The sequence below is a fragment of the Arthrobacter sp. Y3224055 genome (genome assembly GCF_059090825.1).
Genome location: NZ_JBNHGB010000001.1, coordinates 810527 through 836656, shown reverse-complemented (window position 1 = coordinate 836656; position 26130 = coordinate 810527). Strand labels below are relative to the sequence as shown.

The 26130-nt window shown below is 67.5% G+C and carries 25 protein-coding genes, 1 tRNA gene and 1 pseudogene; 16 read left to right on the top strand and 11 right to left on the bottom strand.

Annotated features, from left to right (window positions below):
- Positions 1 to 101 precede the first annotated feature (101 nt).
- Together AC5RTY_RS04020 and AC5RTY_RS04015 are read right to left on the bottom strand one after the other, a co-directional pair.
- A complete protein-coding gene (locus AC5RTY_RS04020; RefSeq protein ID WP_494139006.1) occupies positions 102 to 818 on the bottom strand; it encodes a DUF2238 domain-containing protein in 717 nt (238 codons plus the stop codon).
- Positions 819 to 970: 152 nt separating this feature from the next.
- Positions 971 to 1531 carry a MarR family winged helix-turn-helix transcriptional regulator gene (locus AC5RTY_RS04015; protein WP_494139005.1) on the bottom strand — a complete coding sequence of 187 codons (561 nt, stop codon included), beginning with the start codon at positions 1529 to 1531 and terminating at the stop codon, positions 971 to 973.
- Between the two features lie 172 nt (positions 1532 to 1703).
- Between AC5RTY_RS04015 and AC5RTY_RS04010 the strand changes: the two genes are divergently transcribed.
- The 3 genes and pseudogenes from AC5RTY_RS04010 (at position 1704) to AC5RTY_RS04000 (ending at position 6408) form a co-directional block, all read left to right on the top strand.
- Complete coding sequence (locus AC5RTY_RS04010; RefSeq protein WP_494139004.1) at positions 1704 to 2915, top strand: mechanosensitive ion channel family protein; 1212 nt, start codon at positions 1704 to 1706, stop codon at positions 2913 to 2915.
- A 217-nt stretch (positions 2916 to 3132) separates the two neighbouring features.
- Positions 3133 to 5537 (top strand): annotated as a pseudogene (gene ppsA / locus AC5RTY_RS04005) (phosphoenolpyruvate synthase).
- A 19-nt stretch (positions 5538 to 5556) separates the two neighbouring features.
- Complete coding sequence (locus tag AC5RTY_RS04000; RefSeq protein WP_494139003.1) at positions 5557 to 6408, top strand: pyruvate, water dikinase regulatory protein; 852 nt, start codon at positions 5557 to 5559, stop codon at positions 6406 to 6408.
- A 119-nt stretch (positions 6409 to 6527) separates the two neighbouring features.
- Here AC5RTY_RS04000 and AC5RTY_RS03995 read toward each other — a convergent pair.
- Positions 6528 to 6601 (bottom strand) — tRNA-Met (locus AC5RTY_RS03995).
- A gap of 163 nt (positions 6602 to 6764) precedes the next feature.
- A complete protein-coding gene (gene purB, locus AC5RTY_RS03990; RefSeq protein WP_494139002.1) occupies positions 6765 to 8177 on the bottom strand; it encodes an adenylosuccinate lyase in 1413 nt (470 codons plus the stop codon).
- A 157-nt stretch (positions 8178 to 8334) separates the two neighbouring features.
- Between purB and AC5RTY_RS03985 the strand changes: the two genes are divergently transcribed.
- Positions 8335 to 8649, top strand: coding sequence for a hypothetical protein (locus AC5RTY_RS03985; protein ID WP_494074590.1), 315 nt, complete (start codon positions 8335 to 8337; stop codon positions 8647 to 8649).
- A gap of 37 nt (positions 8650 to 8686) precedes the next feature.
- Positions 8687 to 10159, top strand: coding sequence for a hypothetical protein (locus tag AC5RTY_RS03980; RefSeq protein ID WP_494074591.1), 1473 nt, complete (start codon positions 8687 to 8689; stop codon positions 10157 to 10159).
- Between the two features lie 25 nt (positions 10160 to 10184).
- On the opposite strand, the gene AC5RTY_RS03975 is transcribed toward AC5RTY_RS03980, so the two are convergent.
- Positions 10185 to 10586, bottom strand: a complete 402-nt coding sequence (locus AC5RTY_RS03975; RefSeq protein WP_494000983.1) for a phage holin family protein — start codon at positions 10584 to 10586, stop codon at positions 10185 to 10187.
- Positions 10587 to 10658: 72 nt separating this feature from the next.
- On the opposite strand from AC5RTY_RS03975, the gene AC5RTY_RS03970 reads away from it, so the two are divergent.
- From AC5RTY_RS03970 to AC5RTY_RS03945, 6 genes are all read left to right on the top strand, one after another.
- A complete protein-coding gene (locus AC5RTY_RS03970; RefSeq protein ID WP_494074592.1) occupies positions 10659 to 11813 on the top strand; it encodes a histidinol-phosphate transaminase in 1155 nt (384 codons plus the stop codon).
- 150 nt (positions 11814 to 11963) lie between these two features.
- Complete coding sequence (pdhA, locus tag AC5RTY_RS03965) at positions 11964 to 13148, top strand: pyruvate dehydrogenase (acetyl-transferring) E1 component subunit alpha (RefSeq protein WP_494025108.1); 1185 nt, start codon at positions 11964 to 11966, stop codon at positions 13146 to 13148.
- The gene (locus tag AC5RTY_RS03960; RefSeq protein ID WP_494074593.1) at positions 13148 to 14122 is read left to right on the top strand and encodes an alpha-ketoacid dehydrogenase subunit beta; all 975 of its coding nucleotides are present in this window, start codon (positions 13148 to 13150) and stop codon (positions 14120 to 14122) included. Before pdhA ends, AC5RTY_RS03960 begins: the two co-directional genes overlap by 1 nt.
- A 13-nt stretch (positions 14123 to 14135) precedes the next feature.
- Positions 14136 to 15662, top strand: a complete 1527-nt coding sequence (locus AC5RTY_RS03955) for a dihydrolipoamide acetyltransferase family protein (protein ID WP_494074594.1) — start codon at positions 14136 to 14138, stop codon at positions 15660 to 15662.
- Between the two features lie 128 nt (positions 15663 to 15790).
- Entirely contained in the window at positions 15791 to 16303 is a 513-nt protein-coding gene (gene rraA / locus AC5RTY_RS03950; protein WP_494074595.1) for a ribonuclease E activity regulator RraA, read from the top strand.
- Positions 16304 to 16420: 117 nt separating this feature from the next.
- Entirely contained in the window at positions 16421 to 16645 is a 225-nt protein-coding gene (locus tag AC5RTY_RS03945; protein ID WP_494000977.1) for a hypothetical protein, read from the top strand.
- On the opposite strand, the gene AC5RTY_RS03940 is transcribed toward AC5RTY_RS03945, so the two are convergent.
- Both AC5RTY_RS03940 and AC5RTY_RS03935 read right to left on the bottom strand, forming a co-directional pair.
- Entirely contained in the window at positions 16623 to 17915 is a 1293-nt protein-coding gene (locus AC5RTY_RS03940; protein WP_494074596.1) for an aminotransferase-like domain-containing protein, read from the bottom strand. The genes AC5RTY_RS03945 and AC5RTY_RS03940 overlap by 23 nt on opposite strands.
- Before the next feature lie 65 nt (positions 17916 to 17980).
- Positions 17981 to 18955: a helix-turn-helix transcriptional regulator gene (locus AC5RTY_RS03935; protein ID WP_494074597.1), complete on the bottom strand. Its 975-nt coding sequence runs from the start codon at positions 18953 to 18955 to the stop codon at positions 17981 to 17983.
- 406 nt (positions 18956 to 19361) lie between these two features.
- Between AC5RTY_RS03935 and AC5RTY_RS03930 the strand changes: the two genes are divergently transcribed.
- The 3 genes from AC5RTY_RS03930 (at position 19362) to AC5RTY_RS03920 (ending at position 20766) form a co-directional block, all read left to right on the top strand.
- Positions 19362 to 19508, top strand: coding sequence for a hypothetical protein (locus tag AC5RTY_RS03930; RefSeq protein WP_493979969.1), 147 nt, complete (start codon positions 19362 to 19364; stop codon positions 19506 to 19508).
- A gap of 98 nt (positions 19509 to 19606) precedes the next feature.
- Positions 19607 to 20578, top strand: coding sequence for a lantibiotic dehydratase C-terminal domain-containing protein (locus AC5RTY_RS03925; RefSeq protein ID WP_494074598.1), 972 nt, complete (start codon positions 19607 to 19609; stop codon positions 20576 to 20578).
- On the top strand, positions 20575 to 20766 hold the full coding sequence (locus AC5RTY_RS03920; RefSeq protein WP_494000973.1) for a hypothetical protein: 192 nt from the start codon (positions 20575 to 20577) through the stop codon (positions 20764 to 20766). Before AC5RTY_RS03925 ends, AC5RTY_RS03920 begins: the two co-directional genes overlap by 4 nt.
- A gap of 163 nt (positions 20767 to 20929) precedes the next feature.
- Here AC5RTY_RS03920 and AC5RTY_RS03915 read toward each other — a convergent pair whose 3' ends face one another.
- The 3 genes from AC5RTY_RS03915 to AC5RTY_RS03905 all read right to left on the bottom strand — a co-directional run bounded on the left by AC5RTY_RS03915 (position 20930) and on the right by AC5RTY_RS03905 (position 23320).
- Complete coding sequence (locus AC5RTY_RS03915) at positions 20930 to 21715, bottom strand: acetoin reductase (protein ID WP_494074599.1); 786 nt, start codon at positions 21713 to 21715, stop codon at positions 20930 to 20932.
- A gap of 196 nt (positions 21716 to 21911) precedes the next feature.
- A complete protein-coding gene (locus AC5RTY_RS03910) occupies positions 21912 to 22745 on the bottom strand; it encodes an aldo/keto reductase (protein ID WP_494074600.1) in 834 nt (277 codons plus the stop codon).
- Positions 22746 to 22915: 170 nt separating this feature from the next.
- Positions 22916 to 23320, bottom strand: coding sequence for a helix-turn-helix domain-containing protein (locus AC5RTY_RS03905; RefSeq protein ID WP_494024139.1), 405 nt, complete (start codon positions 23318 to 23320; stop codon positions 22916 to 22918).
- A 332-nt stretch (positions 23321 to 23652) separates the two neighbouring features.
- Here AC5RTY_RS03905 and AC5RTY_RS03900 point away from each other — a divergent pair, with 332 nt between their 5' ends.
- Both AC5RTY_RS03900 and AC5RTY_RS03895 read left to right on the top strand, forming a co-directional pair.
- Entirely contained in the window at positions 23653 to 24141 is a 489-nt protein-coding gene (locus tag AC5RTY_RS03900; RefSeq protein WP_494074601.1) for a DedA family protein, read from the top strand.
- Positions 24142 to 24229: 88 nt separating this feature from the next.
- Complete coding sequence (locus tag AC5RTY_RS03895; protein ID WP_494000968.1) at positions 24230 to 25075, top strand: HpcH/HpaI aldolase/citrate lyase family protein; 846 nt, start codon at positions 24230 to 24232, stop codon at positions 25073 to 25075.
- Between the two features lie 135 nt (positions 25076 to 25210).
- Here AC5RTY_RS03895 and AC5RTY_RS03890 read toward each other — a convergent pair whose 3' ends face one another.
- A complete protein-coding gene (locus AC5RTY_RS03890) occupies positions 25211 to 26074 on the bottom strand; it encodes an SDR family oxidoreductase (protein WP_494074602.1) in 864 nt (287 codons plus the stop codon).
- Positions 26075 to 26130 lie beyond the last annotated feature (56 nt).

Genomic DNA, 26130 nt, shown 5'->3' with positions numbered 1-26130 from the left:
CCAAATGGCGAATTTGGTGAGGAGCGTCACCGCACGCTCCGGGGAAACCTGTGATTCAAGTGCGACGGCGGCCGTGCCACGTCGGCCCGGTGGTTCGGGTCTTATCGCATGGCGCCTTCGGTTACTGGAGCACTCCGAGGGTGCCCCGCGGCCGGGGTGTGCGCACTGGGTACCTGCCGAGGTGGTGGGCCCTGTGCCAGGGTCTCGGCGGAGGGGAACCAGCCCTTGTGCCGGACGAGGATCCGCGTGGCCGCCACGATGATCGCCGACGCGGTTCCGGCGATCAGGTCCGTCATGGTGTCGAAGTTGGTGATCTGGGCTTCGGTGCCGAGCACGGCATCGGAGGCGAACTCCGCGATCTCCCACAGCAGGGCGACGAAACCGCTGAACGCGACGATCATCACCGCTGCGAGCCAGGGCGGCATCGAGAACCCGTAGCGGCGGCCGGTGATGGCCAGGGCAAAAACGATCCCGAGCGCGACGACGAATCCGGAGTAGAAGTGCACGACCGTGTCCCACGGTGTCCAGATGGCGTAGAAACCCAGTTGGCTTCCCAGGTACGGGCCGCCGAGCAGCAGCACTGCGTAGAGCCCCTGTAGGCGTGCGGGGATTTCAACGCGCGCCCACCGCTCCACCAGCAGAACCGGGAACGAGGCCAGTAGCAGTGCGACGGGGATGACGGCTGCCGTGGGCTCGCCGCGCATGAGCGCGCTGAGTGCAGAGAATGCGAAGAGGGCTTCGGCCGCGATCAGTGGGGCGTGGCGCCTGAGCGTGCCGCTGGACGTCACCGTTTCTTGTATATCGTTGCTTTCACTCATTCAGTCAACCTTCACAAAGTTCATGGAGCAATTTGGGTGCGGTGCCGAAAGGCACGGCAGTGCCCTCCGGCGAGGACAGCAGTTTGAGAGCACGAAACACCTCCCCGACGCGAGTGGAAGACGTCGCGGAAATCTCGGCCCGGGGGGTTGCTCTAGGGGTTGGGGGTTCTTTCCGGGTCGTGGGCCGGAGGAATGTCGGAGGGGGCTGACGCGGTGTTTTGGAAGAGCCGGGGCATGGCGGCGGAGAGCTCGTTGGCGAAGCGGACCAGCATGGCTCCGAGGATTTCCCTGTCTTCCGGTGACCAGCTGGAGAGTATTTCATCGAACGCTGCCGCGCCGGCGGCGCCGATCTGCTGTTGCAGTTGAATACCGGCGGCGGATGTCTGTAGGAGGGTCGCCCGCCGGTCGGCGGGGTCCGGCCGGCGGTCGATCAATTCCCTGGCTTCGAGGCGGCGGATTTGCGGGGTCATGGTGGATTTATTCACTCCCCACTGCGCAGCCAGGTCGGATAGCCGCATCGGGCCGCTCCTGGTCAGGTATTCCAGCAGTGCCGTGTCGGTGGGCGAGAGGTCCTCGGCTTCGGGGCCGAAGACGTATCGGCGGATCTTTTTCCTGCTGGCCCATTGGAGCAGCAGAGCGAAGCCGTGGCGGACCTGCACCCCCGGTGTTGGCTGCTCGCCGCCAGTCTCATTGCCTCTGGAAAGATCTGCCATGAAACCAACCTAGCAAAATCAGTTCGGTTCGACTAACCGAACTGTTTTTCGTTAGGCTGGGGCTGCGCGGTCCTGAGCAGGCAACTCCAAACACTCCAGCCCCAGTATCTGTCCGGGCCCGTCGCGCAACCCGACTGGACAGGCTCCGCGCCGGATCTGCACCATCGAAAATATGGATGATTATCTCTACCTGATCCAGCCGGCGACAGTAGTGCTGATCGCCGTTGCCTCAGCACTGGTGATCACCGCGCTCTTGCGGGTTGCAGTGAACCAGCTGTTCCGGCGTGTGCCCAACATCCGGGATGTTTCGGCCCGCGGGCGCAGCCCCTTCCGGGCGGCGCTGGCCGTCATCGGAATCCGGGTGGGCCTGCGTATCACGTCCGCCGGTGAGCCGTGGCACGCCGCCGTGGACTTCGTCCTGATCGTGGTGCTCATAGCTGCGCTGGCCTGGTTCGCCGTCGTCGTACTCCTGGTCATTGAGGCGGCCATCCTGGCCAAGTACCGCACGGACACCAAGGACAACCGCCGGCTGCGCCGGCTCAAGACGCAGGTGATCCTGGGGCGCCGTGTGGCCGTGGCGCTGATCGTGACGATCGCGGTCGCGTGCGTGCTGCTGACCATTCCCCAGGTCCGGGCCCTCGGTGCAGGTATCCTGGCCTCCGCCGGCGTCCTGTCCGTGGTCGCCGGCCTCGCGGTGCAGAGCTCCCTGACCAACGTCTTTGCCGGCATGCAGTTGGCCTTCACGGATGCCATCCGGGTGGATGACGTCGTGGTGGTCGAGAACCAATGGGGCACGGTGGAGGAGATCACCATGACCTATGTGGTGGTCCACATCTGGGATGACCGGCGGCTGATCTTGCCCTCCACCTACTTCACCAGCACGCCCTTCGAGAACTGGACCCGCCGGACCGCCGCCCTGCTGGGAACGGTGGAGCTGGACGTGGATTGGCGGGTTCCCCTGGATGAGCTGCGCGCGCACCTCAAGGCCGTGGTGGAGGCGGCCGAGATCTGGGACGGACGCACTGCCATCCTGCAGGTCACCGACGCCGTCAACTCGCTGGTCCGCGTGCGCATCCTGGTCAGTGCCGGGGACAGCGGCACACTGTTCGACCTTCGCTGCCTGGTGCGGGAATCCATGGTTACCTTCCTGCAGCGCGAATACCCGCAGGCGCTGCCTCGGCAGCGGTGGGAAGCCGTCGGCCCGGCGGAGAGCGGCGAGGCCCCCGCCGGCCGCCGCCGTCCCGCGGCCCCGGCGATGGCCGGCGCGGGCGACTCTCAGCTGTTCACCGGCTCCATCGACGCCATCGAGCGCAACCAGGCGTTCACCGGTCCCGGCCACGAGGCCTACGAGGAACGCGAGCGAAAGGCGAACCAGGGCGGGTAGGCACACATCCTCGTCGCAGCTCCTGAGGGTGCGCCGGTTTGTCCGGCGCTGATGCGGGGCCCGCGGGCTGCGCGTCCATTCGGTGACCTTTCGTGACCTTGAGAACTGTTGCGTGTGTCACAACCGCTTGTGTCCGGGAGCTCCTCCGGACAGCCTTGGGCATCACCTCTTTTACCCACAGCGCCTTGGAGCGCATGGCCCAAAAGGAGCATCATCCATGACTGACGTTCTGTGGTTTTCCGAAGTTGGCCTGTCCGACCTTGACCAGGTCGGGGGCAAGAACGCCTCGCTGGGCGAGATGATCGGAAACCTGGCAACGGCCGGAGTAAAGGTCCCGGACGGCTTCGCCACCACCGCCGACGCCTACCGCCGCTTCCTGCGCGAATCCGGCCTGGAAGCCGGCATCGAGACAGTCCTCGCGGGCCTGGACAGCGACGACGTGACGGCCTTGGGTGCCGCCGGAGCAAGGATTCGGGAAATGATCCGCCAGGCACCGTTCCCGGCCGGTTTCGAGGAGCAGATCCGCGCCGCCTATACGCAACTGGCCGGCAACCACGGCGAGGACGTGTCCTGGGCCGTCCGCTCCAGTGCCACCGCCGAGGACCTGCCCGACGCTTCGTTCGCCGGCCAGCAGGAAACGTTCCTGAACGTGCGCGGCATCGGGAACGTGCTGGCCGCCATCCGGGACGTCTTCGCCTCGCTCTATAACGACCGCGCGATCGCCTACCGGGTCCACCACGGGTTCACCCACTCCGAGGTGGCCCTCTCGGCGGGCATCCAGCGCATGGTCCGCTCCGACGTCGGCTCCTCCGGGGTCATGTTCACCATGGACACCGAGTCCGGCTTCCGCGACGCGGTCTTCATTACCTCCTCCTACGGCCTGGGCGAGGCCGTGGTCCAGGGTGCGGTGAACCCCGACGAGTTCTACGTCTACAAGCCCGCCCTGGCCGCCGGCCGGCCGGCCATCCTCAAGCGCGGCCTGGGCGAGAAGGCCGTGCAGATGACCTACGCGGCATCCGCCGAGCCCGGCCGCACCATCGAGTTCGCCCCGGTGCCGGTTTCGCAGCGGCGGCGCTTCAGTCTCACGGATGCCGAGGTGGAGCAGTTGGCCCGGCACGCGGTGGCTATCGAGGCCCACTACGGCCGCCCCATGGACATTGAATGGGGCAAGGACGGCACCGACGGCCAGCTGTACATCCTGCAGGCCCGCCCCGAGACCGTCGAGTCCCGCAAGGCGGCCGGCACCCTCTCGCGCTTCACGCTCAAGGAGCGCTCCGCGGTGCTGGCCGAGGGCCGGGCCATCGGCCAGCGCATTGGCGCCGGCCAGGTGCGCGTGCTGACCTCGATCGACCAGATGTCCTCCTTCCAGCCCGGCGACGTGCTCGTGGCCAACATGACCGACCCGGACTGGGAACCGATCATGAAGAAGGCCGCCGCCATCGTCACTGACCGCGGCGGGCGCACCTGTCACGCGGCCATCATCGCCCGCGAGCTGGGCATCCCGGCCGTTGTCGGCACCGGCAACGCCACCCAGGTGCTCACCGAGGGCACCCCGGTGACCGTTTCCTGCGCCGAAGGCGAGGCAGGTCTGGTCTACGCCGGGCTGCTGGACTACACCTTGGAGGAGACCGCCCTCGACACGATGCCGGAAGCACCGGTGAAGATCATGATGAACGTCGGCACCCCCGAACAGGCTTTCAGCTTCTCGCGGCTGCCGCATCGCGGCGTGGGCCTGGCCCGGCTGGAATTCATCATCAACCGCCAGATCGGCATCCACCCCAACGCCCTGCTGGCCCTGGCCGGGGAAATCGAGCGCCCCGCCGCGCTGTCCGACTACACGGTGCAGCAAATCCAGGAGAAGATCGCCGCGTACGACGGGCCCCGGGATTACTACGTCCGCCGGCTGGCCGAAGGCATCGCCACGATCGCGGCCGCCTTCGCCCCTGAACCGGTGATCATTCGGCTCTCGGACTTCAAGTCCAACGAGTACGCCAACCTGCTCGGCGGCCCGGCCTTCGAGCCCGAGGAAGAGAACCCGATGATCGGCTTCCGCGGCGCCTCCCGGTATCTCTCGGACTCGTTCCGCCAGGCGTTCGAACTCGAGTGCGAGGCCCTGAAGCTGGCCCGCACGCAGATGGGCCTGTCCAACATCAAGGTTATGGTCCCCTTCGTGCGCACCCTCGACGAGGCCCGCGGGGTGACCGAGCTGCTGGCGTCAACGGGCTGGTCCGCGGCGAGGACGGGCTGGAAATCGTGATGATGTGCGAACTGCCGGCCAACGCCCTGCTGGCCGATGAGTTCCTGGAGTACTTCGACGGCTTCTCCATCGGCTCCAACGACCTGACCCAGCTCACTCTGGGTTTGGACCGGGACTCGGCCCTGGTCTCCGGGGGATTCGACGAACGCAACCCGGCGGTCACCAAGCTCCTGGAGATGGCGATCGGTGCCTGCCGCGCCCGCGGCAAGTACGTCGGCATTTGCGGCCAGGGCCCCAGCGACCACCCGGACTTCGCCGAATGGCTGCTGGCACAGGGCATCAGCTCGATCTCGCTGAACCCGGACGCCGTGACCGACACCTGGCTGCGCCTGGCCCGCGGTCGTGAGACCGCAGTCCGGGGATGAGCTTGCCCGGAACCGCACGGTGAGCGGAAACCTTCCCCGGAACACCACGGGGGCGGGCCACGGCCCCGGCCCCGTGGTGTTCTTCCTCTCCGACAGCACCGGCATCACGGCCGAGACGCTGGGCAACACGCTGCTGACCCAGTTCCCCGGGCCGCGGCTGGAGCGGCGCACCATTCCCTTCATCGGGACGGAGGAACAGGCGCGCGAGGTCGTCACCATCATCGACAGCGTCGCCGCGGCCGGGCAGCGGCCGATCGTCTTCTCCACCGCCGTCGGCAGCGACATCCGTGCGATCCTGGCCGGGAGCAAGGGACACTTCGTGGACCTGTTCGGTGCCCACATCGGCCAGCTCGAGCAAGCCCTGCAGGCCTCCGCCACCGGCGAGCCGGGCCGGGCGCACGGCGTCGGCGACGCCATCCGCTATCAATCACGCATGACCGCCGTCGAATACGCCATCGAGCACGACGACGGGCAGTCCATCCGCGCTCTGGAACGGGCGGAACTGATCCTGATCGCGCCCTCGCGCTGCGGCAAGACCCCGACGACGATGTACCTGGCGCTGCAGCACGGCATTTTGGCCGCCAACTTCCCGCTGATCGAGGAGGACTTCGCCCGCCGCTCGCTGCCGGAGCCGTTGCGGCCCTTCGTGCGCAGATGCTTTGGGCTGACATCGCTGCCGATCCGGCTAAGCCAAATCCGCCAGGAGCGCCGGCCGGACAGCACCTACGCCTCGCTGGCCCAGTGCAGCTTCGAGCTGCGCAGCGCCGAGGACATGTACGCCGTCAATGGGATCCCGTACGTCAACTCCGCATTCATGTCCGTGGAGGAAATCTCCGCGACCATCCTGCAGCGGATGCGGCTGCAACACTGACCCAGCAAGCACTGGCCCCTGCACAGCGGCCGCGAGTGCAGTTGCAGCGGAGTACTGAATCCAGCCAATAAGAAAGGCCCCCTGACCGGGATAATCCCTAGTCAGAGGGCCTTCATTCGTTGCGGGGGTAGGATTTGAACCTACGACCTCCGGGTTATGAGCCCGGCGAGCTACCGAACTGCTCCACCCCGCGGCGTAGTAATGACTCTAGACCCACCCATCACCAAACGACGAATTTGGTGAGTGGGGTCACTGATCCGGGCCATCAGCCATGGTCCTGCAGACGACGACGACGGCGGCGGTCGCCTTCCCCGCGGAAGGCGACCGCCGCCGTCGTCGGCAGAACCAGCGGAGGGTCAGTGCAGGTGGTCCACCAGCTTGCCGGCGATGCCGTTGTAGTTGGCCGGGGTGAGCGCGAGCAGGCGGTTCTCGGCGTCGGGGGAGAGGCCCAGGCCGGAGACGAACTCCTTCATGCGCTCGGCGTCGACGCGGTGGCCGCGGGTGAGGTCCTTCAACCGCTCGTACGGGTTCTCCATGCCTTCGACCCCGGCGATGGCTTCGGCGCGCATGACCATTTGGATGGCCTCGCCGAGCACCTCCCAGTTCTGGTCCAGGTCCGCCGCCAGCACCTCGGCGGGAACGCTGAGCCGGTCCAGGCCCTTGGCAACGTTGGAGATGGCCAGCAGCGAGTGCCCGAAGGCGACACCGATGTTCCGCTGCGAGGACGAGTCGGTGAGGTCGCGCTGCCAGCGGGAGGTGACCAGGGTGGCCGCCAGGGTGTCCAGCAGGCCGTTGGAGATCTCCAGGTTCGCCTCGGCGTTTTCGAAGCGGATCGGGTTGACCTTGTGCGGCATCGTGGACGAGCCGGTGGCTCCTTCGACGGGGATCTGGGCGAAATAGCCGATGGAGATGTAGCTCCAGATGTCCGTGCAGGCGTTGTGCAGGATCCGGTTGAAGCGGGCGATGTCGGAGTAGAGCTCGGCCTGCCAGTCGTGCGACTCGATCTGGGTGGTCAGCGGGTTCCAGGCCAGGCCCAGGCCCTCGACGAAGCTCTTCGAGACGGCCTGCCAGTCCGCCGAGGGAACAGAAGCGTAGTGCGCCGCATACGTGCCGGTGGCTCCATTGATCTTGCCCAGGTACTCGGTGCGGGCAATCCGGTCCAGCTGGCGGGTGAGGCGGTGGGCGATGACCGCCAGCTCCTTGCCGAGCGTGGTGGGGGTGGCGGGCTGTCCGTGGGTGCGCGAGAGCATCGGCACGTCGCGGTGCTCGCGGGCCATGGCCGCGAACTGCTCGACCAGGGCGCGGGCGGCCGGCAGCCAGACCTGTTCCACGGCCCCCTTCACTCCCACCGCGTAGGAGAGGTTGTTGATGTCCTCCGAGGTGCAGCCGAAGTGCACCATGGCGGTGAGGTTCTCGATGCCCAGCTGGCCGAGTCGGCGGCCGATGAAGTACTCCACGGCCTTCACGTCGTGGACGGTGACGGCTTCGATCTCCGCCAGTTCGCGCACGGCATTTCCGTCGAAGTCGGTGACGATTTTGCGCAGCGCCGACTGCTGCTCCCCGGTCAGCGGTCCCGCCCCGGGCAGTACGGACTGGTTGGCCAGGTGGATCAGCCACTCCACCTCCACATGCACGCGATCGCGGTTCAGCGCGGCTTCGGAGAGGTAGTCAACCAGCGGCGCAACCGCCTGGTGGTACCGCCCGTCCAACGGACCGAGTGCGATAGCGGGGGTGACTTCTGCCAAGGGAACACGGGAAGTTTCAGCCATGGCCCTATTCTTTCATGTCCCATGCCGCCGCTTTCCGTGCGACTTCGCCTGCACAGCGGCGCCGCGTTCTCCCTCATGCACATAGCCGGTCTGCGTCAGGCCCCGCGGACGACGCGGCCCTAGCCTCGGAGGAAGTCGAGGCGCAAAGGAGGCCAGGGTGATGTTTTGGCAAACGGCGACGGCGGAGGCCGGGCCGGGCGGTTCGGCGGACCCGGGATGGGGGCCGGCCCCCGGCCGGCTGCTTTCCTGTGAGCAGGAACTGCTGTCCGTGCGGGCGGACCTGGCCGGCGCGGCCGCGGCCTGGGTCTCGCCGGCCGGCAAGGCCTTCAGGGCGCGGCTGTACGAGTACCGCACCGGGATGGCGGAGGCGGCAGAACTGCTGAGGCTCGCGGCAGCGGCCGTCGGTGCGGCGGAGGCGGCTGCCGGCGCGGCCCAAACGGCGGCGGCCGCGATGTACGGCCCCCGGTCGTGACGTCCGGGATCCGGACGGCCTGTGCCGGAGATGCACGATGGCTGACGACGACTGGCTGCCCGGCGGGGCCCGGTGGTGGGAAGGCGGCACCGGGTCCCGCCGGTACGCCGGCTATCGGGTTGCCGGCGGCATCGGCGGCATCGCGTTTGAGTGGGAGGAGCTGGCGTCGGCAGCCGTCCGGCTGGAGTCGGCCGCCGCCACCATCGGCGACCTGTGGCGCGAGCTCCTGTCGGTGCAACTGCTGCTGGCCGATCCGCGCTGGACGCTGCTGCCGGAGCGGTGGGCGGCCGAAACGGCAGTCCAGGCCGCCGCGGGATCGTTGGCGGCCCTTGCGGACAGCGTTGGGGCTTTAGCCGGAAAGGTGCGGTTGGCACACGGGACCTATTTGGCAACCGAGCAGGCCGTCTCCGCCGCGCTGCAGGCGGTCGACTCGGCCACCTGGTGGGCGACGGTTCCGCTCGGCATGGCCGTCAACGAGGGGCGGCCGACCCGGGCGGGCGGCGAACGGCTGCTCGGCCAGTTTCCGGCAGCGGTGACAGGAGCGCTGGGCGGCCCGGCGGCTGGGATGCTGCTGCGGGACGGCCGGCAGGGCGGTCCGTGGAACAACCCGGCCACCGAACACCTGGCCCCGCTGCTGGTCGCCGCGGCGCGGCAGGCGGGGCTGCTCCGGGCCGACGCCATCAAGGTTGCACGCGCGGCCCCGGCGACCGAAGAGATCGGTCCCGCGCCGGCGTCCCTGGCCGGGCTGCTCCACCGGACGGCCAGCGCGGACGGCGCCGGTGACGGCACCGTGGAGGTGCTCGAAGTATCCGCCCCCGGCGGCCGGAAGCGGTGGGTCGTCGCGTTGCCGGGCACCCAGGCCGCGGGCTTGGCCGAGGCAACCGCCAACCCGTTCGATGAGACCGGCATCGCCGAAGCGGTCGCCGGCAGGAGCGCGTTCGTCTCGGCCGCCGTGTCGCAGGCCCTCGGGGAAGCCGGGGCCGGCGCAGAGGATTTGGTGATGCTGGTCGGATACAGCCAGGGCGGCATCCATGCCATGAACCTTGCCGCCGATCCCGCCTTCCTGGCCAATCACAACGTGGGCTTCGTCCTGACGGCCGGCTCGCCGGTGGCCGGCATCAACCCCGGCCCGGGCGTCCGGAGCGTTCACCTGGAGCACGCCCAAGACTGGGTGCCGGGCACCGACGCCAGGCCGAATCCGGACCGGCGCGAACGGGTCACCGTGACCCTGACCGATCCCGCGGCCACCCCTGCGGGCGAGGGCGCCGGGCTGGGACCCGGGCATGACCTCGGGAACTACGTGCGGGCGGCCCGCAACATCGACGCCAGTCCGGATCCGTCGGTGCGCGACGCGACGGCATTCCTGGGCGCTGCGCTCGCCGGCGGCACCGCCCGGCAGCATCTGTTCAGCCTGCGCCGGTCGCAGCTTGACGGGTCAAAGCCGTCCCGCGCCGCCATCCCGGGCCGCCGCAAGGGGCCGCCGCCGGCAGGCGGGGGCGGGCAGGGGTAGGTGCCGCCCCGGAGTCAGCGGCGAGTCAGCGGGTGCGGGTCAGGGTGCCCACTACCAGCGAGACCAGGCTGATGATCAGCGAACCGAGGATCGCCGTCCAGAAGAAGGAATCGACGACGAACTCGACCGGCGTGAAGCTGGACAGCCAGGCCGTCAGCACCAGCATCAGCGCGTTGATGACGATGGTGAACAGGCCCAGCGTCAGGATGGTGACGGGCAGCGAAAGGAAGGAAATGATGGGCCGGACAATAGCGTTGACCAGGCCGAAGATCAGACCGACGAAAAGGTAGGCCAGCACCGTGCCCAGGGACTCGTTGCCGGCGACGTCGGCCGCTGCGGAGGCCTCGATGGCCAGGCCGGGCAGGATCCAGCTCGCCACCCACAGCGCCAGCGCGTTGACGAGGACCCGCACAATGAACTTTCCCATGCGTGTATGCTGCCACATCCAGGCTGCAGCGGCGCGGAAAACCCGGTCAACGGCGCACGTATCCTTTAAGGCATGACTCCTCCTGAGAACCCCATCAAGGAAGCTGCGGTTCCGGCAGCAGGTGCGTCGGGCCAAATCCACCCCCGGCCCGTGCTCGACAGGCTGCCCAAATATGCTGCCGGCAAACCGCCGGCTGCGATCCAAGGACTGCAATCCTACAAATTGTCCTCCAACGAAAACCCGCTGCCTCCGTTGCCAGCCGTGCTGGAAGCCGTGAACGCGCAGACGACGGGCATCATGCGCTACCCCGATCCGTTGTGCACCGCGCTGCGGACCGAACTCGGCCGGTTCCTGAATGTCCCGGCCGACGACGTGGTCACCGGCGCCGGAAGCTTGGGCGCCCTGGTGCAGATCCTGCAGACGTTTGCCGGACAGCACGAGGACGGCACCGAAGACGAGGTAATTTACGCGTGGCGGTCCTTCGAGGCCTACCCGATCATGGTCGGCCTCTCCGGTGCCCGCAGCGTGCAGATTCCCAACCGGTCCGACGGCTCGCATGACCTGGACGCCATGTTGGATGCCGTGACCGACCGGACCAAGGTCATCCTGCTGTGCACGCCGAACAACCCGACCGGACCGGCCCTGACGGCGGCGGAAGTGGAAGGCTTTGTCCGCAGCGTGCGGGACGACATCATCGTGGTCGTCGACGAGGCCTACACGGAGTTCGTCCGCGACCCGGAGGTGGTGGACGGCGTGGCCATGTACAAGAAGTACCCCAATGTGGTGGTGCTCCGGACCTTCTCCAAGGCCCACGGTCTGGCCGGCCTCCGGGTGGGCTATTCCATCTCGCAGCCGGAGATCACCCGGCACCTGCGCGTGGCTGCCACCCCGTTCGCCGTATCGAGCCTGGCCGAGCATGCGGCCATCACCTCGCTGCGCCACTACGACGAAGTTGTAGAAAGGGTACAAAGCCTCGTCGACGAACGGGACCGCGTGGTCGCCGGGCTGAACATGCTCGGCTGGAAGATCCCGGAGACGCAGGGCAACTTCGTCTGGCTGCCGCTGGGCGATCGGGCGCAGGAGTTCGCGGAGCTGGCGGGCCGGCAGGCACTGTCCGTGCGGGCCTTCGCGGGCGAGGGCGTGCGGGTCAGCATCGGTGAAGTCGAAGCCAACAGCCGCTTCCTGGCGCTCTGTGAGAACTATACAAACGGCCCGGGCGTTTCCTGACGGTAATGTGACCGGTCCGCACGGCACCTGCCATTAGGCTAGGACGAGATAAACGACAGATATATGCCGGGTCAGGAATGTATTCCCGGCCCGGCATATATGAACAGCGAAGATCTCTGCCGCAGGGCAGCGGATCGGCGAGGAGTTCGTATGGGCGCTGAGCACCTGCCCGCCTCGGAATTCGACATCGAAGAACTGGAACAGTCGCTGGTATCCAGCGACCCCTCGGACGCGCCCGCGCTGGTGCAGCTGATGGCCCCAGACGGAACCGTCCGGGACGATGCGAAGTACAGCCCCTACGCAGCCCACCTCGACGGCGAGGCGCTTCGCGGCATGTACCGCGATATGGCGCTGGTCCGCCGGTTCGACCAGGAAGCCACCGCCCTGCAGCGGCAGGGCCAGCTGCTGCTCTGGCCACCCCTGCTCGGGCAGGAAGCGGCACAGATCGGCTCCGGCCGCGCGCTGCAACCGCAGGACTATGTGTTTCCGACCTACCGGGAGCACGGCGTCGCCCTCACCCGTGGCCTGGACCTGTCCCGCGTGCTCAAGCTCTTCCGAGGCGTCAGCCAGGGCGGCTGGGACCCGCGGGAGACGAACTTCCACCTCTACACGCTGGTGCTGGCCGCCCAGTCCCTGCATGCGGTCGGCTACGCCATGGGCATCCAGCGCGACGGCGACGACGGCGTGGCCGTTGCGTACTTTGGCGACGGGGCCAGCTCGGAAGGCGACGTCCACGAATCAATGGTGTTCGCCGCCTCCAACCAGTCGCCGGTGGTGTTCTTCTGCCAGAACAACCACTGGGCCATCTCCGTGCCGACGGAAGTTCAGTCCCGCGTTCCGCTCTCCAACCGTGCCACCGGCTACGGCTTCCCGGGCGTCCGGGTGGACGGCAACGACGTCGTGGCCGTCCACGCGGTCACCCGTTGGGCCGCTGAACATGCCCGCTCGGGCAACGGGCCCGTGCTGATCGAGGCGTTCACGTACCGGATGAGCGCCCACACCACCGCCGACGACCCGACCAAATACCGTGAGGCCGCCGAGGAAGAGGGCTGGCGGGAACGCGACCCGTTGCTCCGGCTGGAACGGTACCTGCGCAGCACCAACACTGCCGGCGACGAATTTTTCGACGAGGTCTCCGCCGAAGGCGACAAGCTCGCCGCAACCACCCGCGCCGACGTCCTGGCCATGGAGGCCCCGGACTTCGAGGACCACTTCGCCAACGTCTATGCCGATCCGCACCCGCTGGTCCGCGAGGAACTGGAATGGCACCGGCAGTACCAGGCCGGTTTCGCCGATTACGCCACCGAAGACAACGCCGCCGGGGAGGCCCGCTGATGACCACCATGACGATCGCGAAGGCCATCACCAGCGGGCTGCGCGAGGCCCTGGCCAATGATCCGAAGACGCTGGTCATGGGCGAGGACATCGGCAAGCTCGGCGGGGTCTACAGGGTCACCGAAGGACTCCTGGCCGAGTTCGGCGCCGACCGCGTGGTCGACACCCCGCTGGCCGAGTCCGGCATCCTCGGCACCGCCATCGGGCTGTGCTTCCGCGGCTACCGGCCGATCTGCGAGATCCAGTTCGACGGCTTCGTCTTCCCGGCGTTCAACCAGATCACCACCCAGTTGGCCAAGATCCGGACCCGCAGCTCCGGACTCCTGTCGGCCCCCGTCGTCGTCCGCATCCCCTACGGCGGCGGCATCGGATCCATCGAGCACCACTCGGAGTCCCCGGAGGCGCTCTTCGCGCATACTCCCGGCCTGCGCATCATCACCCCCTCGAACCCGCACGATGCCTACTGGATGACCCAGCAGGCAGTGGCCAGCCAGGACCCGGTCATCATCTTCGAACCCAAGCGCCGCTACTGGCTCAAGGGCGAGGTGGACACCGAATCGGCCGGCCGCGACGCCTTCAGCGCCCAGGTCGTCCGCGAAGGCACCGACGCGACGATCGTCGCCTACGGGCCGCTGGTACCGGTCGCCCTGGCCGCGGCGAAGGCGGCGGAAGAGGACGGCAACAGCGTGGAGGTCATTGACCTGCGCTCCATCTCGCCGATCGACTTCGAGACCATCACCGCGTCGGCGGAGAAGACCGGGCGCCTGATCGTCACGCACGAAGCCCCGACCTTCGGCGGCATCGGCGGGGAGATCGCCGCGCGGGTCGGCGAACGCGCCTTCCTGAGCCTGGAGGCGCCGGTGCTGCGGGTCGGCGGCTTCCATATGCCTTACCCGGTGGCGAAGGTGGAGGAACAGTACCTGCCGGACATCGACCGCCTGCTCGAGGCCCTCGACCGTTCGCTCGCCTACTGATATCGGAGTTTCCATGTCGAACACGCAGATTTTCAACCTCCCGGATGTCGGCGAGGGACTGGTCGAAGCCGAAATCGTGTCCTGGAAGGTCAAACCGGGGGACACCGTGGCGGTCAACGACGTCATCGTGGAGATCGAGACGGCCAAGTCACTGGTCGAGCTGCCCAGCCCCTACGCGGGGGTGGTGTCGGAGCTGCTCGTGCCGGAGGGGCAGACCGTGGAGGTCGGCACCCCGATCTTCGCCGTCGCCGCCGAAGGCGCCGCCCGGCAGTCGGCCGTCCCGGAGCGGCCTGCCGCTCCGGTGCGCCCCGCGGCCCCCGTTCCGGACCAGCCCGTGCCCGAGGCCACCGCCGAGGGCGGGCCGTTGGTCGGCTCCGGCCCCAAGGCCGATCCGGTCAGGCGGCGCCCGCGCCGCGGCAGCGCCTCCGCGTCCCCTCCCACTACGACGACGGCGGCGCGCCCTTCCGCGGCCCGCTCCGGCGGCGGGGACGTACCCGCCGCGGAGATCCATCTGCCCGAGCCGCACGGCCAGGCCCAGCACGTTCCGCCGGTTCCCGCCGACGACGACTCCGCGGTTCCCGGAGCGGCTCCCGCCGTCGGTGCCGGGCATGCCCGAGGCGAAGCCGTCCAGGCAGTCGTCACCCGGCTGCTGACCCGGGTGCTCGCCAAGCCGCCGGTGCGCAAGGCCGCCAAGGACCTTGGCATCAACTTGGCGGACATCACCCCCACGGGCAAGGGGGGCGAGGTCACCAAGCAGGATCTGCTCAGCTACCAGGCCCAGCGCGAGGCCGAGCAGGCAGCTGCGCCGACGTTCTGGGCCCCGCGCAAGGGACTGGACAACCGGATCGAGCGGGTCCCGGTCAGGGGCGTGCGCAAGGCGACCGCCAAGGCCATGGTCGAGTCGGCCTTCAGCGCCCCCCACGTGAGCATCTTCGTGGATGTGGATGCCTCGCGGACCATGGAGTTCGTCCAGCGGCTGAAGAAGTCCCGCGACTTCGAAGGCGTCAGGGTCTCGCCGCTGCTCATCCTGGCCAAGGCCGTCATCTGGGCCGCCGCACGCAACCCGAACGTCAACGCCAGCTGGGTGGAGACGGAGTCCGGCGACGAAATCCACGTCAAGCACTTCATGAACCTCGGCATTGCCGCCGCCACCCCCCGCGGCCTGCTGGTTCCGAACATCAAGGACGCCCAGGACCTCTCGCTCAAGGAGCTCGCGGTAGCCCTCAACGACCTGGCGACCACGGCCCGTGCCGGCAAGACCAAGCCCGCCGACATGCAGAACGGCACCCTCTCCATCACCAACATCGGCGCGCTGGGAATCGACATCGGCACCCCGATCATCAACCCGGGCGAAGTCGCCATCGTCGCGTTCGGCACCATCCGGCAGAAACCGTGGGTCGTCTCCGGCGAAGTCATTCCCCGCTGGATCACCACGCTGGGCGGATCGTTCGACCACCGCGTGGTGGACGGCGACCTTTCCGCCAGGTTCATGGCAGACGTCGCCGCGATCATGGAGGAACCGGCGCTGCTGCTGGATTGACGGTGCGCCGCGGCATGCTGGGTTAACGGCGCCGCCGCCGCATGCCGGAGGGACTCAGTCCCGCGCGCGGACGCCCGCCGGGCCGCGGTTGGTTATGATCGCGGTGTGGCGAGGAGGAGCACCATCAGGTGATTGAGACAGCGGGCAGCGCAGCGACCCACGGGGCAGAACCTACAGTGATCCCGACGGCGGACCTGTACGACCAGCGCGGCGACGAACTGGCGTCGCTGTCGCTCCAGTTCGGCAACTTCGGCGGCCGGGCGTCGTTCAGCGGGCCGGTCCGCACCATCAGGTGTTACCAGGACAACGGGCTGGTGAAATCCGTCCTCAACTCCCCGGGCCACGGCGCCGTGTTGGTGGTCGATGGCGGCGGTTCGCTGGAGACGGCCCTGATGGGGGACATGATCGCCGCGGCCGCCGTGGCCAACGGCTGGTCCGGGGTAATTATCAACGGGGCGATCCGGGACCGGGCGGCCCTCGCGCGGCTGCCGCTCGGCGTCAAGGCGCTCGGCAGCAACCCGCGGAAGAGTGCCAAGGACGCCAGCGGGGAAGCAGACGTTCCCGTCGAGATCGGTGGCGTGCTGTTCCGGCCGGGCGCCACGGTCCACGCCGACCTGGACGGCATCCTGGTCTGCGCCTGACCGCGGCCGTGGTGTCTCCTCGGAGGACGGCGTCCGGGATCCGCTCTGCAGCGATCAACGACCTCCTGCCCTGACGGACCGCCAAGGGTGGCGTTCCGGCTGTGAAAGACTGGGAGCATGAGTAACAACAGGCCCTCGGGTCAGCGCAACGACTCAGGCGTGCCCAGGATCGACTGGAAGGGCACCCTGTGGGCCATGGCGGCCGTCTTCCTGCTCAGCTACGTCATGATCTGGCTGATGCCGGGACTGCACCCCATCCTGCGGATCCTCATCGTGATCGGCCTGTATTTCGCCGGCCGCTACGCGTACTACCGCTATTTCAAGAACCGGCGCCGGCCATAGCCTTTGCGAGGACGGGCGCAAGCCGCCGCACGCCCTCGCGAATGGCCTCTTCGGGCACGGCGCTGAAAGCCAGCCGCAGCTGGCGTGACGGCTCCTCGGAGGGACTGAACGCCGCCCCCGGGATGAAGACCACGCCGGCCTCGATCGCGTCGTAGAGCAGCGGGTAGGTGTCGACGCCCTCCGGAAGGGTGATCCAGACGAAGAAGCCGCCGTCGGGTTCGGTCCAGGTGGTCCCGTCGGGCATGAATTCGTCCAGCGCCGACAACATGGCGGCGCATCGGGTGGCGTACAACCGTCGGTAGGTATCGATCTGCCCCACCCAGTCGTGTTCCTCCAGGTAAGCGGAAATCAGCATCTGGTTCAGGGTGGGCGGGCACAGGGTGACGGCCTCGTTGGCCAGGTAGAAGCTCCGCTGCAGGTGGTCGGGCAGCAGCGCCCAGCCGATCCGCAGGCCCGGTGCCAGAATCTTGGAAAAGGAGCCCAGGTAGACCACGTCGTCGGGATTGTCCGCGCGCAGCGGCCGCAAGGGCTCGCCGTCGAAGCGCAGCAGGCCGTAGGGATTGTCCTCGAGCACCAGGACGCCGGCCTCGCGGCAGATGTCCACGATCTGCTGCCGGCGCTCGGCGGCCAGCGTGATGCCGGAGGGATTGTTGAAGCTGGGGATGGTGTAGAGGAATTTAATGCTGCGGCCCTCGCCCTGCAGCTCTTCGATGCGGCGCTGGAGTTCCGAGGGGACGAGACCGTGTTCGTCCATTAACACCGGCTCCACCTGGACCTCGTAGGCCTCAAAGGTGTTCAGCGCGCCAACGTAGGTGGGATCCTCGCACAGCACCACGTCGCCGGGGTTGCAGAAGACTTTGGCGGCCACGTCCTGTGCGGACTGGGAACCCGCCGTGACGACGACGTTCTCCGGATCCACGCCGGTGATGCCTTCGTGCGCCATGACCTCGCAGATCTTTCGCCGCAGGTCCTGGGTACCCTGGCCGCCGCCGTATTGCAGGGCGGTCATCCCATGCTCGGCGATCAGCCGCTGCGCCATGCCGGCGATCTTCTCCAGCGGCAGGGACTGCAGGTAGGGGTTGCCGCCGGCCAGGGAAACCAACCCGGGGCGCATCGAGATGTCGAAGACGTCGCGGACGGCCGATTGTTTGATGTTGGCGGCGCGCTGGGAGAACAGGTGCTGGTGCCGGTGCGCCGCAGTGGCGCGTTCCAGCGCCACTTCCGTTTCGGTGGGCAGGGTTTCGGAAAGGTCTGCATCCTGTGAAGTCACTCACACAGGATAGCCCGGGACGTTACGGGATAGGAAACAGAAGTTTTCTATTAGTGCTGCCCGGGCTAGAGCCAGCCGGCGTCCCGGGCCTTGAGCGCGGCCTGGAATCGGCTTTCCGCGCCGAGCTGCTCCAGCATCCAGGCAATGTGGCGTCGGCAGGTGCGGACGCTGATGTCCAGCCTCCGGGCGATCACCTCGTCCGAGTACCCGGCGGCCATGGCGTTGAGGATGGAGTGCTGGATGCCGTTGAGATCCGAGGCGCCGTTTTCCTGCCCGTCCACAACGTAGGGATCGGCCAGCTCCCAGGCCACGTGGAACAGGTTGATGAAGACCTGGATCAGGTTGAAGTCGCGCACCACCAGCGCGCCGCGGTCTTCCGGATGCAGTTGGCGACCGATCAGGGCGAGGTTGCGGTCGAAGATCATGATCTTGAGCGGCACGTAAGGCAGGGTTCGGTACTCGCCGCCGGCCGGCGAGATCGCGGCGACCGCCTTGCGCGTGGGCACGTGGTCCAGGGTGCTGGCGTGGCTGATGTTCTTGCGGACGACCCCGCGGTTGAGGAGTTCGATGTCCTTTTGGATGCCCTCTTCGTGGACATCCGCGGAGGCACCGGAGCCCGGCTGGCTGATCAGCACCTGCTCGGAAACGTCCCGGCCATAGTCCACCAGCAGCTTGCGGATTACCCCCGGGTCTTCGAGGACCTCCACGGAGGAGTCCAGCGACACCCGTTTGCGGGCTGCCAGGTAGGTGGGCACGAGTGCCGCCATGTCCGCACGGTGGCCGCTGATCTTGGTGCGCAGGTCGATCAGCAGCCGCTCGTCGGAATCTACCAGTTGCGACAGGGCGACGTCGGGGGAGATGGCGACATAGCATTCGACATTCGGTGCCGGCTGCTGCAGCAATTGCCTGCTGACCAGCTCGCCGATGGCGATGTTAAGGTCGCGGATGGTGTAGCCGAGTGCCGTGGACATGCTTTCTTTGGTCCAGCCGGGGTGGGCCACGGCGTATTCATAGACCTCGAATGCCGTCCCGCTCAGCATAGGGCGCTCCTCCGGTTGATCCATTTACGTATCACGCAGGGCCTGCTGTTTCCTGTGCGGTGCGGCCGCTCTTTGGCCAGTCTAAAGCACTTCTTCGGCCCATCTTGCGTCCTTTATGACCGGCCACTTCCTGCCATGGCCACATTATGCCATCACCTCGCGGCCTTTGAGTGACGATCCTTGGGAGGCGCTCCTTTCCCCGGATTTCCGGGGCGGCAGGCGGTTTTGACTACCTGTCCGGAACGTGACAGCACAAGCCGTGAGGCACGATCATGGCATGTCCGGATGTTGCAACGAGTTTGGCTGGACAGGCGCAGCAGAAGCACGGAACTCTTGAACATGTCGGGGGCGAGCAACCCGGCTGGATTTGTCACTGTACGAACCTAAGGCATGTGAAGGGAATGACATGTTCAAGAAGATCGCAAGCATCGCGGCAGGTCTGCTGGTTGCTTTGGGGGCGGTCTCTGCGGCCACTCCGGCAGTAGCCGCCGATCTAGGACCGGTTCCCCATTCTGAAAACGCCACCGCTTCCGCCTATATCTGGGACTGGTAAAAAGCCGCCCCATCTCATCGGCATTGTGCTGATTCCGTAACCAGGATGACGCCGGCTATCCCTCCCCAACCACCAGCACATCGAACCAGGAGTAGCGCATGAGCCAGCTGACAGCCATCCGCCCAACAAGTTCGGTGAACGTTAAATCGTACTGGTGGGTTCTGTCTATTTACACGGGTAGGCAGGACGTAGTCGACGCAGTCATAGGAGAACTGGTTACACCGCTGGTCGCCCACGCTCGCCGCGAAGGCGTGGGCCGCTGGTACTTCAACCACAGTGCCGACCAGATGGGGCCTCACCTGAAGGTCCGGTTCCTGGGCCGCCGCCCAATCCTCGACAGCCTCCAAAGGTTCGAGCTGGCGGCCCGGGACCGGGTCCTCGACATCCTTCCAGGCATCACGACCCAGGAAAGCTTCGTATTGCCTTTCGGCAGCGGGGATTCCATTCAGTTTTCGCCGGCCGATGCCGCCGTCCCCGTACCCGAAGCGGACTTGGACCGTTTTGGGGGACCCGATGGGCTGGAGCTCGCGGAGGAGGTATTCGAACTTTCCTCCGAACTGGCCATGTGGGCCACGCAGCGTTTCAGCAAGGCCCAAGGACGTTCGGCGCTCGCCTCCCTGCTCCTCTGCGACGCGGCGTGGGCCATGATGTATGGGCCGAAGGCGCAACAGTGGCCGGACCGCGGCAGGCTGTCCTGGGACTACTGCTGGGACAACCATCTTCGCGTGTCCACTGCCGAGCTGGGCCGTTCGGCTCCCAAGGCGCGCCACAGCCTCACCGCAGGACTGGTTGCCCGCACCGCACCGATGCACCGCCTGATGGCAGCGACAGCGGACGAAAGCAGCGTCCAGAACTGGCGCCGCCGCTGGATCAGGACCCTTGACTCGTACCTGTACCGGGCGGACCGGGCGCGCGTTAGCCGCAGCGCGCAGCAATTGACGTTTTCCCAAGCCCACCTGCTGATGAACCGGTTGGGGTTCACGACGTGGGAAGAGGCGGCACTCGGCGTCTACGCCAGGGCCTGGTCGCCGGAAGTCGAATCCTCGTTGTTGGAGAAGAGGACAAAATGAGCCCGTTTGGTTTCTCGTCGATTGGACCCGAATCCATCAAGGATCCGGATGTCAAGAACGAAGGAACAGCATCATCACTGGATCAGGTCGGGGTGCTGGGTGCGCACGCCCAGGATGATGACCTCTGGAACCTCACCGGCAGCAACTACTCGCGCGACGCCGCGTGGGCAGACCAGGCGTGGCAATAGGTGAAAGCCCGCCGGCATCTGCGTCGGTGCCCACATCCTTCCTCCCCCAACAGGATCAGGCCGGAGCGACCCCCAACGCTCCGGCCTGATCCTTTTCTTCGCAATTCAGGGGCTGTTTCCACCCATCACGCCGTGATGCGGCGGGCAGGCCCGCATGCCCTGATCAGTTGTAGAGCATGCCGCCGTCCACCAGCAGCACCTGGCCGGTGACGTAGTCGGAGTCGGGGCCGGCGAAGAAGGACACGATCTTTGCCACGTCTTCGGGCGTCTCGATCCGGCCGAGGGCGATGCCCTCCACGTTCTCCTTGAGGTTCTGGCCGATCGGCTTTCCGTTGATCTTGCTGAGTTCCTTGTCGATGAGCTCCCACATGCCGGTTCCGACAATGCCGGGCGCGTAGGCGTTGACCGTGATCCCCTTGGGTGCCAGCTCCTGTGCCGCCGCCTGCGTAAAGCCGCGCACGGCGAACTTGGAGGCGGAGTAGGCGCTGAGGATCGGGAAGCCCTGGATGGCCGCGATGGAGGCAGCCGAAATGATCTTGCCTCCGTGGCCGAGCTCTTCAAACTTGGCGGCCGCAGCCTGGATGCCCCAGACCACGCTGTTGACGTTCACGTTGAAAATCTGGTCGAGTTCCTGCTCGCTAATTTCAAGAACTGGCTTGACCTGGGCAATGCCTGCGTTGTTAACGATGACGTCGAATCCGCCGAGCTGGTCGGCTGCCGTGTCGACAGCCGCGACGACGTCGTCCCTCTTGGCGACGTCGGCTGCCACGAAAACGGACTTGCGCCCGAGGCCTTCGATCTCCGCCGCGACAGCCTCGCCCTTGGCGCGCTGCGGCTCGATATCGGCGATGGCGACGTTGAAGCCGTCTTCGGCCAAACGAAGAGCGATGGCCCGCCCAATGCCTTGGCCGGCGCCGGTTACGAGAGCGACCTTGTCCTGCACAGTCATTAATGTCTCCTTTGTACTGCTTCCAGCCCGCCGTTGCGGTTATCCAGCGCCACGACCGGCTGCGGTGGACACCGTCGAATTACAACCGGTGTCACTAGGCGCAACACAGACCCGTCAGAATTCATTCCTTTGCATATTAATGCGTGCCGGTGCAGGCCAAGCCGAAGCAGCGCCGCCTAGGCCGTCCAGCGGCCGCCTAGTGGCCGAAAATGTCCGCGTCGGTGATGTCCGCGGTGCCCCGGTCCAAGGCGGAGATCCGGGCCAGTTCGCCGGCCTCCAGCATGAAGTCGAAGATGGCGAAGTTCTCGGCCAGCCGGTCCGGGTGCGCGGACTTGGGGATGGGCACATGCCCCAGCTGGGTGTGCCAGCGGAGCACGATCTGGGCCGGGCTCTTGCCGTACTTGCCGGCCAGCGACTGAACCGCCGGCTCCCGCAGCAGGTCCCCGCCTTTCCCGAGCGGGCTCCAGGACTCCGTGACGATGCCGCGCTGGCGGTGTAGCTCCACCAGATCCCCGCGGGTGTGCCGGGGATTCAGCTGAATCTGGTTGACCTCGGGTACCAGTCCGGCGTCGAAGAGCCGTTGCAGGTGCGCTGGTTTGAAGTTGGACGTGCCGATGGCCCGCACGCTCCCGTCCTCCAGCAAACGGGTGAGCCCCTCGAAGGCCTCTACGTAGCGGTCCTGCCCGGGGTTTGGCCAGTGGATCAGCAGCAGGTCCACGTAGTCGACGCCCAGCCGGCGGGCGCTGGCCTCGCAGGCCTGCCGCGCGCCGTCGACGCTATGCCACCGCTTATTGAACTTGGTGGTGATGAAGACTTCCGAGCGGTCAAGCCCGCTGCGGCGGAACCCCTCGCCGACGCCTTCCTCGTTCCGGTAATTTTCCGCGGTGTCGAACAGCCGGTAGCCCAGGTTGAGCGCAGTTTCGACCGTCCGGGCGGCTTCCGCATTGTCCAGGGGCCAGGTTCCCAGTCCCAGCAGCGGCATCTTGGCCCCGTTGCGGAGGGTCACGAGCGGAGCAAGCAGGTCGGCCACGGTCACAGTCTCCTCTGGTTGTCCTTCAGGACCCGGTCCCGGGCCCGTGGCACCCAGCCTAGGGGTGATCGTGTCGGCTGTGCACCCCGGGTGCCGGCCGCAGCCGGCGGCAGACGGAGAAGCGGATGCCGCAGGGCGCTGATTCCCCCGGGCCAAGCGGGAAGAGTCCGCTAACCCGCGGAGGCGGCGTCGGCAGAACCTGCGTCGCGTGCGGCGGTCCGGGTCTCCAGCCAGGCCAACACGTCGGAGAGCAGGATCCGCCGGTGCGTCCCGCGGTACTGGACCGGAATGGTCCCGGCGTCGGTCAGGCGGCGCATGTAGGTCAGCGACACGCCGGCCACCTCCGCCGCCTGCGAGGTGTTCAGCAGTTCGACTGCGGAGCTGACCATCACCGCATCGCCGTGGGCAAAGCGGCGGAGCATATCGACGACGGCGTCCGCGGCCTGGGCGGGCAGCTTCACCGTGGTGCCGTTCACGAAGACGGTGACGTCGGCGCTCTCGTCGAGCGCCCGCTGCAGCCGCTGCGCCTGGGCGGCCGGGAGGGCATCGGTGGTGCGGGGAGTCAGCTGGGCCATGGGGACAGCGTAAGACACTTCCCGGCCCGCACCGGGGAAGGCGTGCGGCGCCGTCGTTGTTGGCGTGGACGTGTCTGCCGGCAGCCGTTGGGATTCCCCGGCGGCCCGGCGGCGGGCGTTGACCTTCCCCCGACGACCCGGCTGCGGCCATGGACATTCCCCGACTACCCGGCGTCAGGTAAGCGTAAACTGCTGTTCGCGACGGACAGCGTGCGCCGTCCGCGGAAGTGAACATCCGCCGACTCCCGAGGAGACCATCGTGGGCAGACCGTTCTACGCCGGATTGAGGGGCGCTGCGCACGCCGCGCACCGGCCGGTGCCTGCGACCTGACATGGAGCACATCGCCAGCCTCCCCTTCGGATACGCGGTCAGCGCGCTGTTCGTGATCGTGATGCTGCGCGCCAACGCCACGTACTGGGCCGGCAGGGGAGTGGCCGCCGGCGGGCGGCACACCCGTCTGGTCCGGCAGTTGGATTCGCCGGCCATGCGCCGCGCGGAGGCTTTTATCGCCCGCTGGGGAGCCCTCGCCGTCGCGCTCTGCTTCCTGACGGTGGGCGTTCAGACCGCGGTCAACGCGACGGCCGGCCTTGGCCGGATGCCGCTGCGCAGATATTTGCCGGCCGTCGTGGTCGGCTCGGTGCTGTGGGCGGTGCTGTACGCCACCGTGGGCCTGGCCGCCCTCAACGCCTGGCTGGCCGCGGCCGCCGGGTCCCCGCTGGGCATGGCCGTCGTAGTGCTGCTGGCAGCAGCGGTGGTCGCCGTCATCGTTCTGGCCCGCCGGCGGCGCGGACGCCGCCCGGCTCTCTCTGACGGCGGTTAACCTCCGGCGCGGGCGCACGTGGCGCCTGCCTCATCGGCATTCGCCCCTGCATTGGTGGCCCCGGCGGCGGAAACATTAGGCTAGGGGTATGTCCGCTTTAAGAAACCGCCGTGCTGCCGCCCTTCCCGCAAAATTGTCTCGCTCCTGGCTTTTGGCTTCGGCGGCGGACGAAGCGAATTTCGGGCCGGCGCTCGCCTCTGAAGCAGACTCCGTCATTTTCGACATGGAAGATGCCGTGCCGGCGGAGGGCAAGGCCGCGGCGCGGGAACGGGTGGTGGAGGCCCTGTCCACCGGCATGACCGCCTGGGTGCGCGTGAACGGCATGGAAACCGACTACTGGGCGGACGACCTGGCCGCTCTGTCCAAGGCGCCGGGCCTGCGCGGCGTCATGCTGGCGATGACGGAAAGGCCCGAGCAGGTCACGCACACGGCCATGCGGCTGCAGGCCGGCACCCCGGTGCTCGCCCTGATCGAATCCGCCGTCGGCATTGAGAACGCCACCGACATCGCCCGCGCGCCGGGCACCTTCCGCCTCGCCTTCGGCGTGGGCGACTTCCGCCGCGACACCGGGGCCAGCGATTCTCCGATGGCCCTGGCGTATGCCCGTTCCCGGCTGGTGGTGGCCTCCCGCGTGGGCCAACTGCCGGGCCCCATCGATGGCCCGACCGTCGGCGCGCTCGGCGAGGAACTGCTGGAAGCGTGCAAGGTGACGGCGTCCATGGGCATGACGGGCAAGCTCTGCCTGCTCACCGACGCCGCCGACACCATCAACAAGGGACTCTCACCCAGCGAGTCGGAGATCAAGTGGGCGCACGAACTCCTCGACGCGCACGCCGCCGGCGCGGTGGTGGGCGACGGTTCCTACCTGCCGCGGCTCGCCCGCGCCGAAAAGATTTCATCGCTCGCGGACTCCTACGGACTCTGGAACGCCTAAGCTCCACGTTCACGCTCCACGTTCAGGGGCGCGCAGGGTTCCGGGCGCGGGCTTCCGGGCGGCACCGTCGGCGCCTGCCCGGGTGTTGGTTCAGTCGCGGACGCCGGTTCAGTCGTGCAAAACAGCTCCCGCAGTTCAGTCGCGGACGCCGAACAGCTCCCGCAGGCTCAGCGCCGGCCGCCCGGTGAGCAGGTCCACGTCGTGGGTCACCAGGTCCAGTTCCCCGGCGGCAATTGCCGTGTAGGTGCTGACCCAGGCATCCAGCTGCCAGTCCGGCGCGCCGTAGTGCGCCCGGCTCGCGTAGGCCTCCTCCACCGTTTCGTTGAGGAATGACGTCGGACGGCCCGTTGCCTCCGCGATGGCCGCCGCCGCCTCGGCCAGGGTCACCGACTCCGGGCCGGTCAGCTCATAGGTGAAGCCGGCATGGGGCATCGGTTCGGCCAGGATGGTCGCGGCCGCCCTGGCTACGTCCTCGCGGGCCACGAAGCCCGCCTTCCCGTCCCCCGCCGGACCACGAATCAGGCCCGATTCGTCGGCAAATGACGGCAGGACGTCTGCGTAGAAGTTGTTGCGCAGCAGCGTGTGCTTCAGGCCGGTTCCGCGCAGTTTCTCCTCGGTCGCGTAGTGGTCCCTGGCCAGCGTGAACGTTGCGTCCTCGGTCGCACCGATGAACGAGGTGTAGACAATGTGCTGCACGCCGGCGTCGATGGCGGCATCGATGAAGGTGAAATGCTGCTGCAGCCGGTCCTCGGCTTCGGCGGCAGACACCATGAACACTGTCTCGATACCTTGCAGCGCGGCGACGACGGCGGCCTTGTCGCCATAGCCGGCAGTCGCCGTCGTCGACCCGGGCAGCTGCGGTGCACGCGACGGGTCGCGGACAATCAGCCGCTGTGAAAGGTTCTGCTCCGCCAGCATCCTGGCGACCATGCCGCCCAGCTCGCCGGTGGCACCGGTGACGGCAATCGGGGTTTCCATGCGGGAGTCGGGTGTGCTCATGGCACCAGCCTAATAGGCGCGGCAACACCCCGGCGGGCGGGGAGCGGCCTGCTACC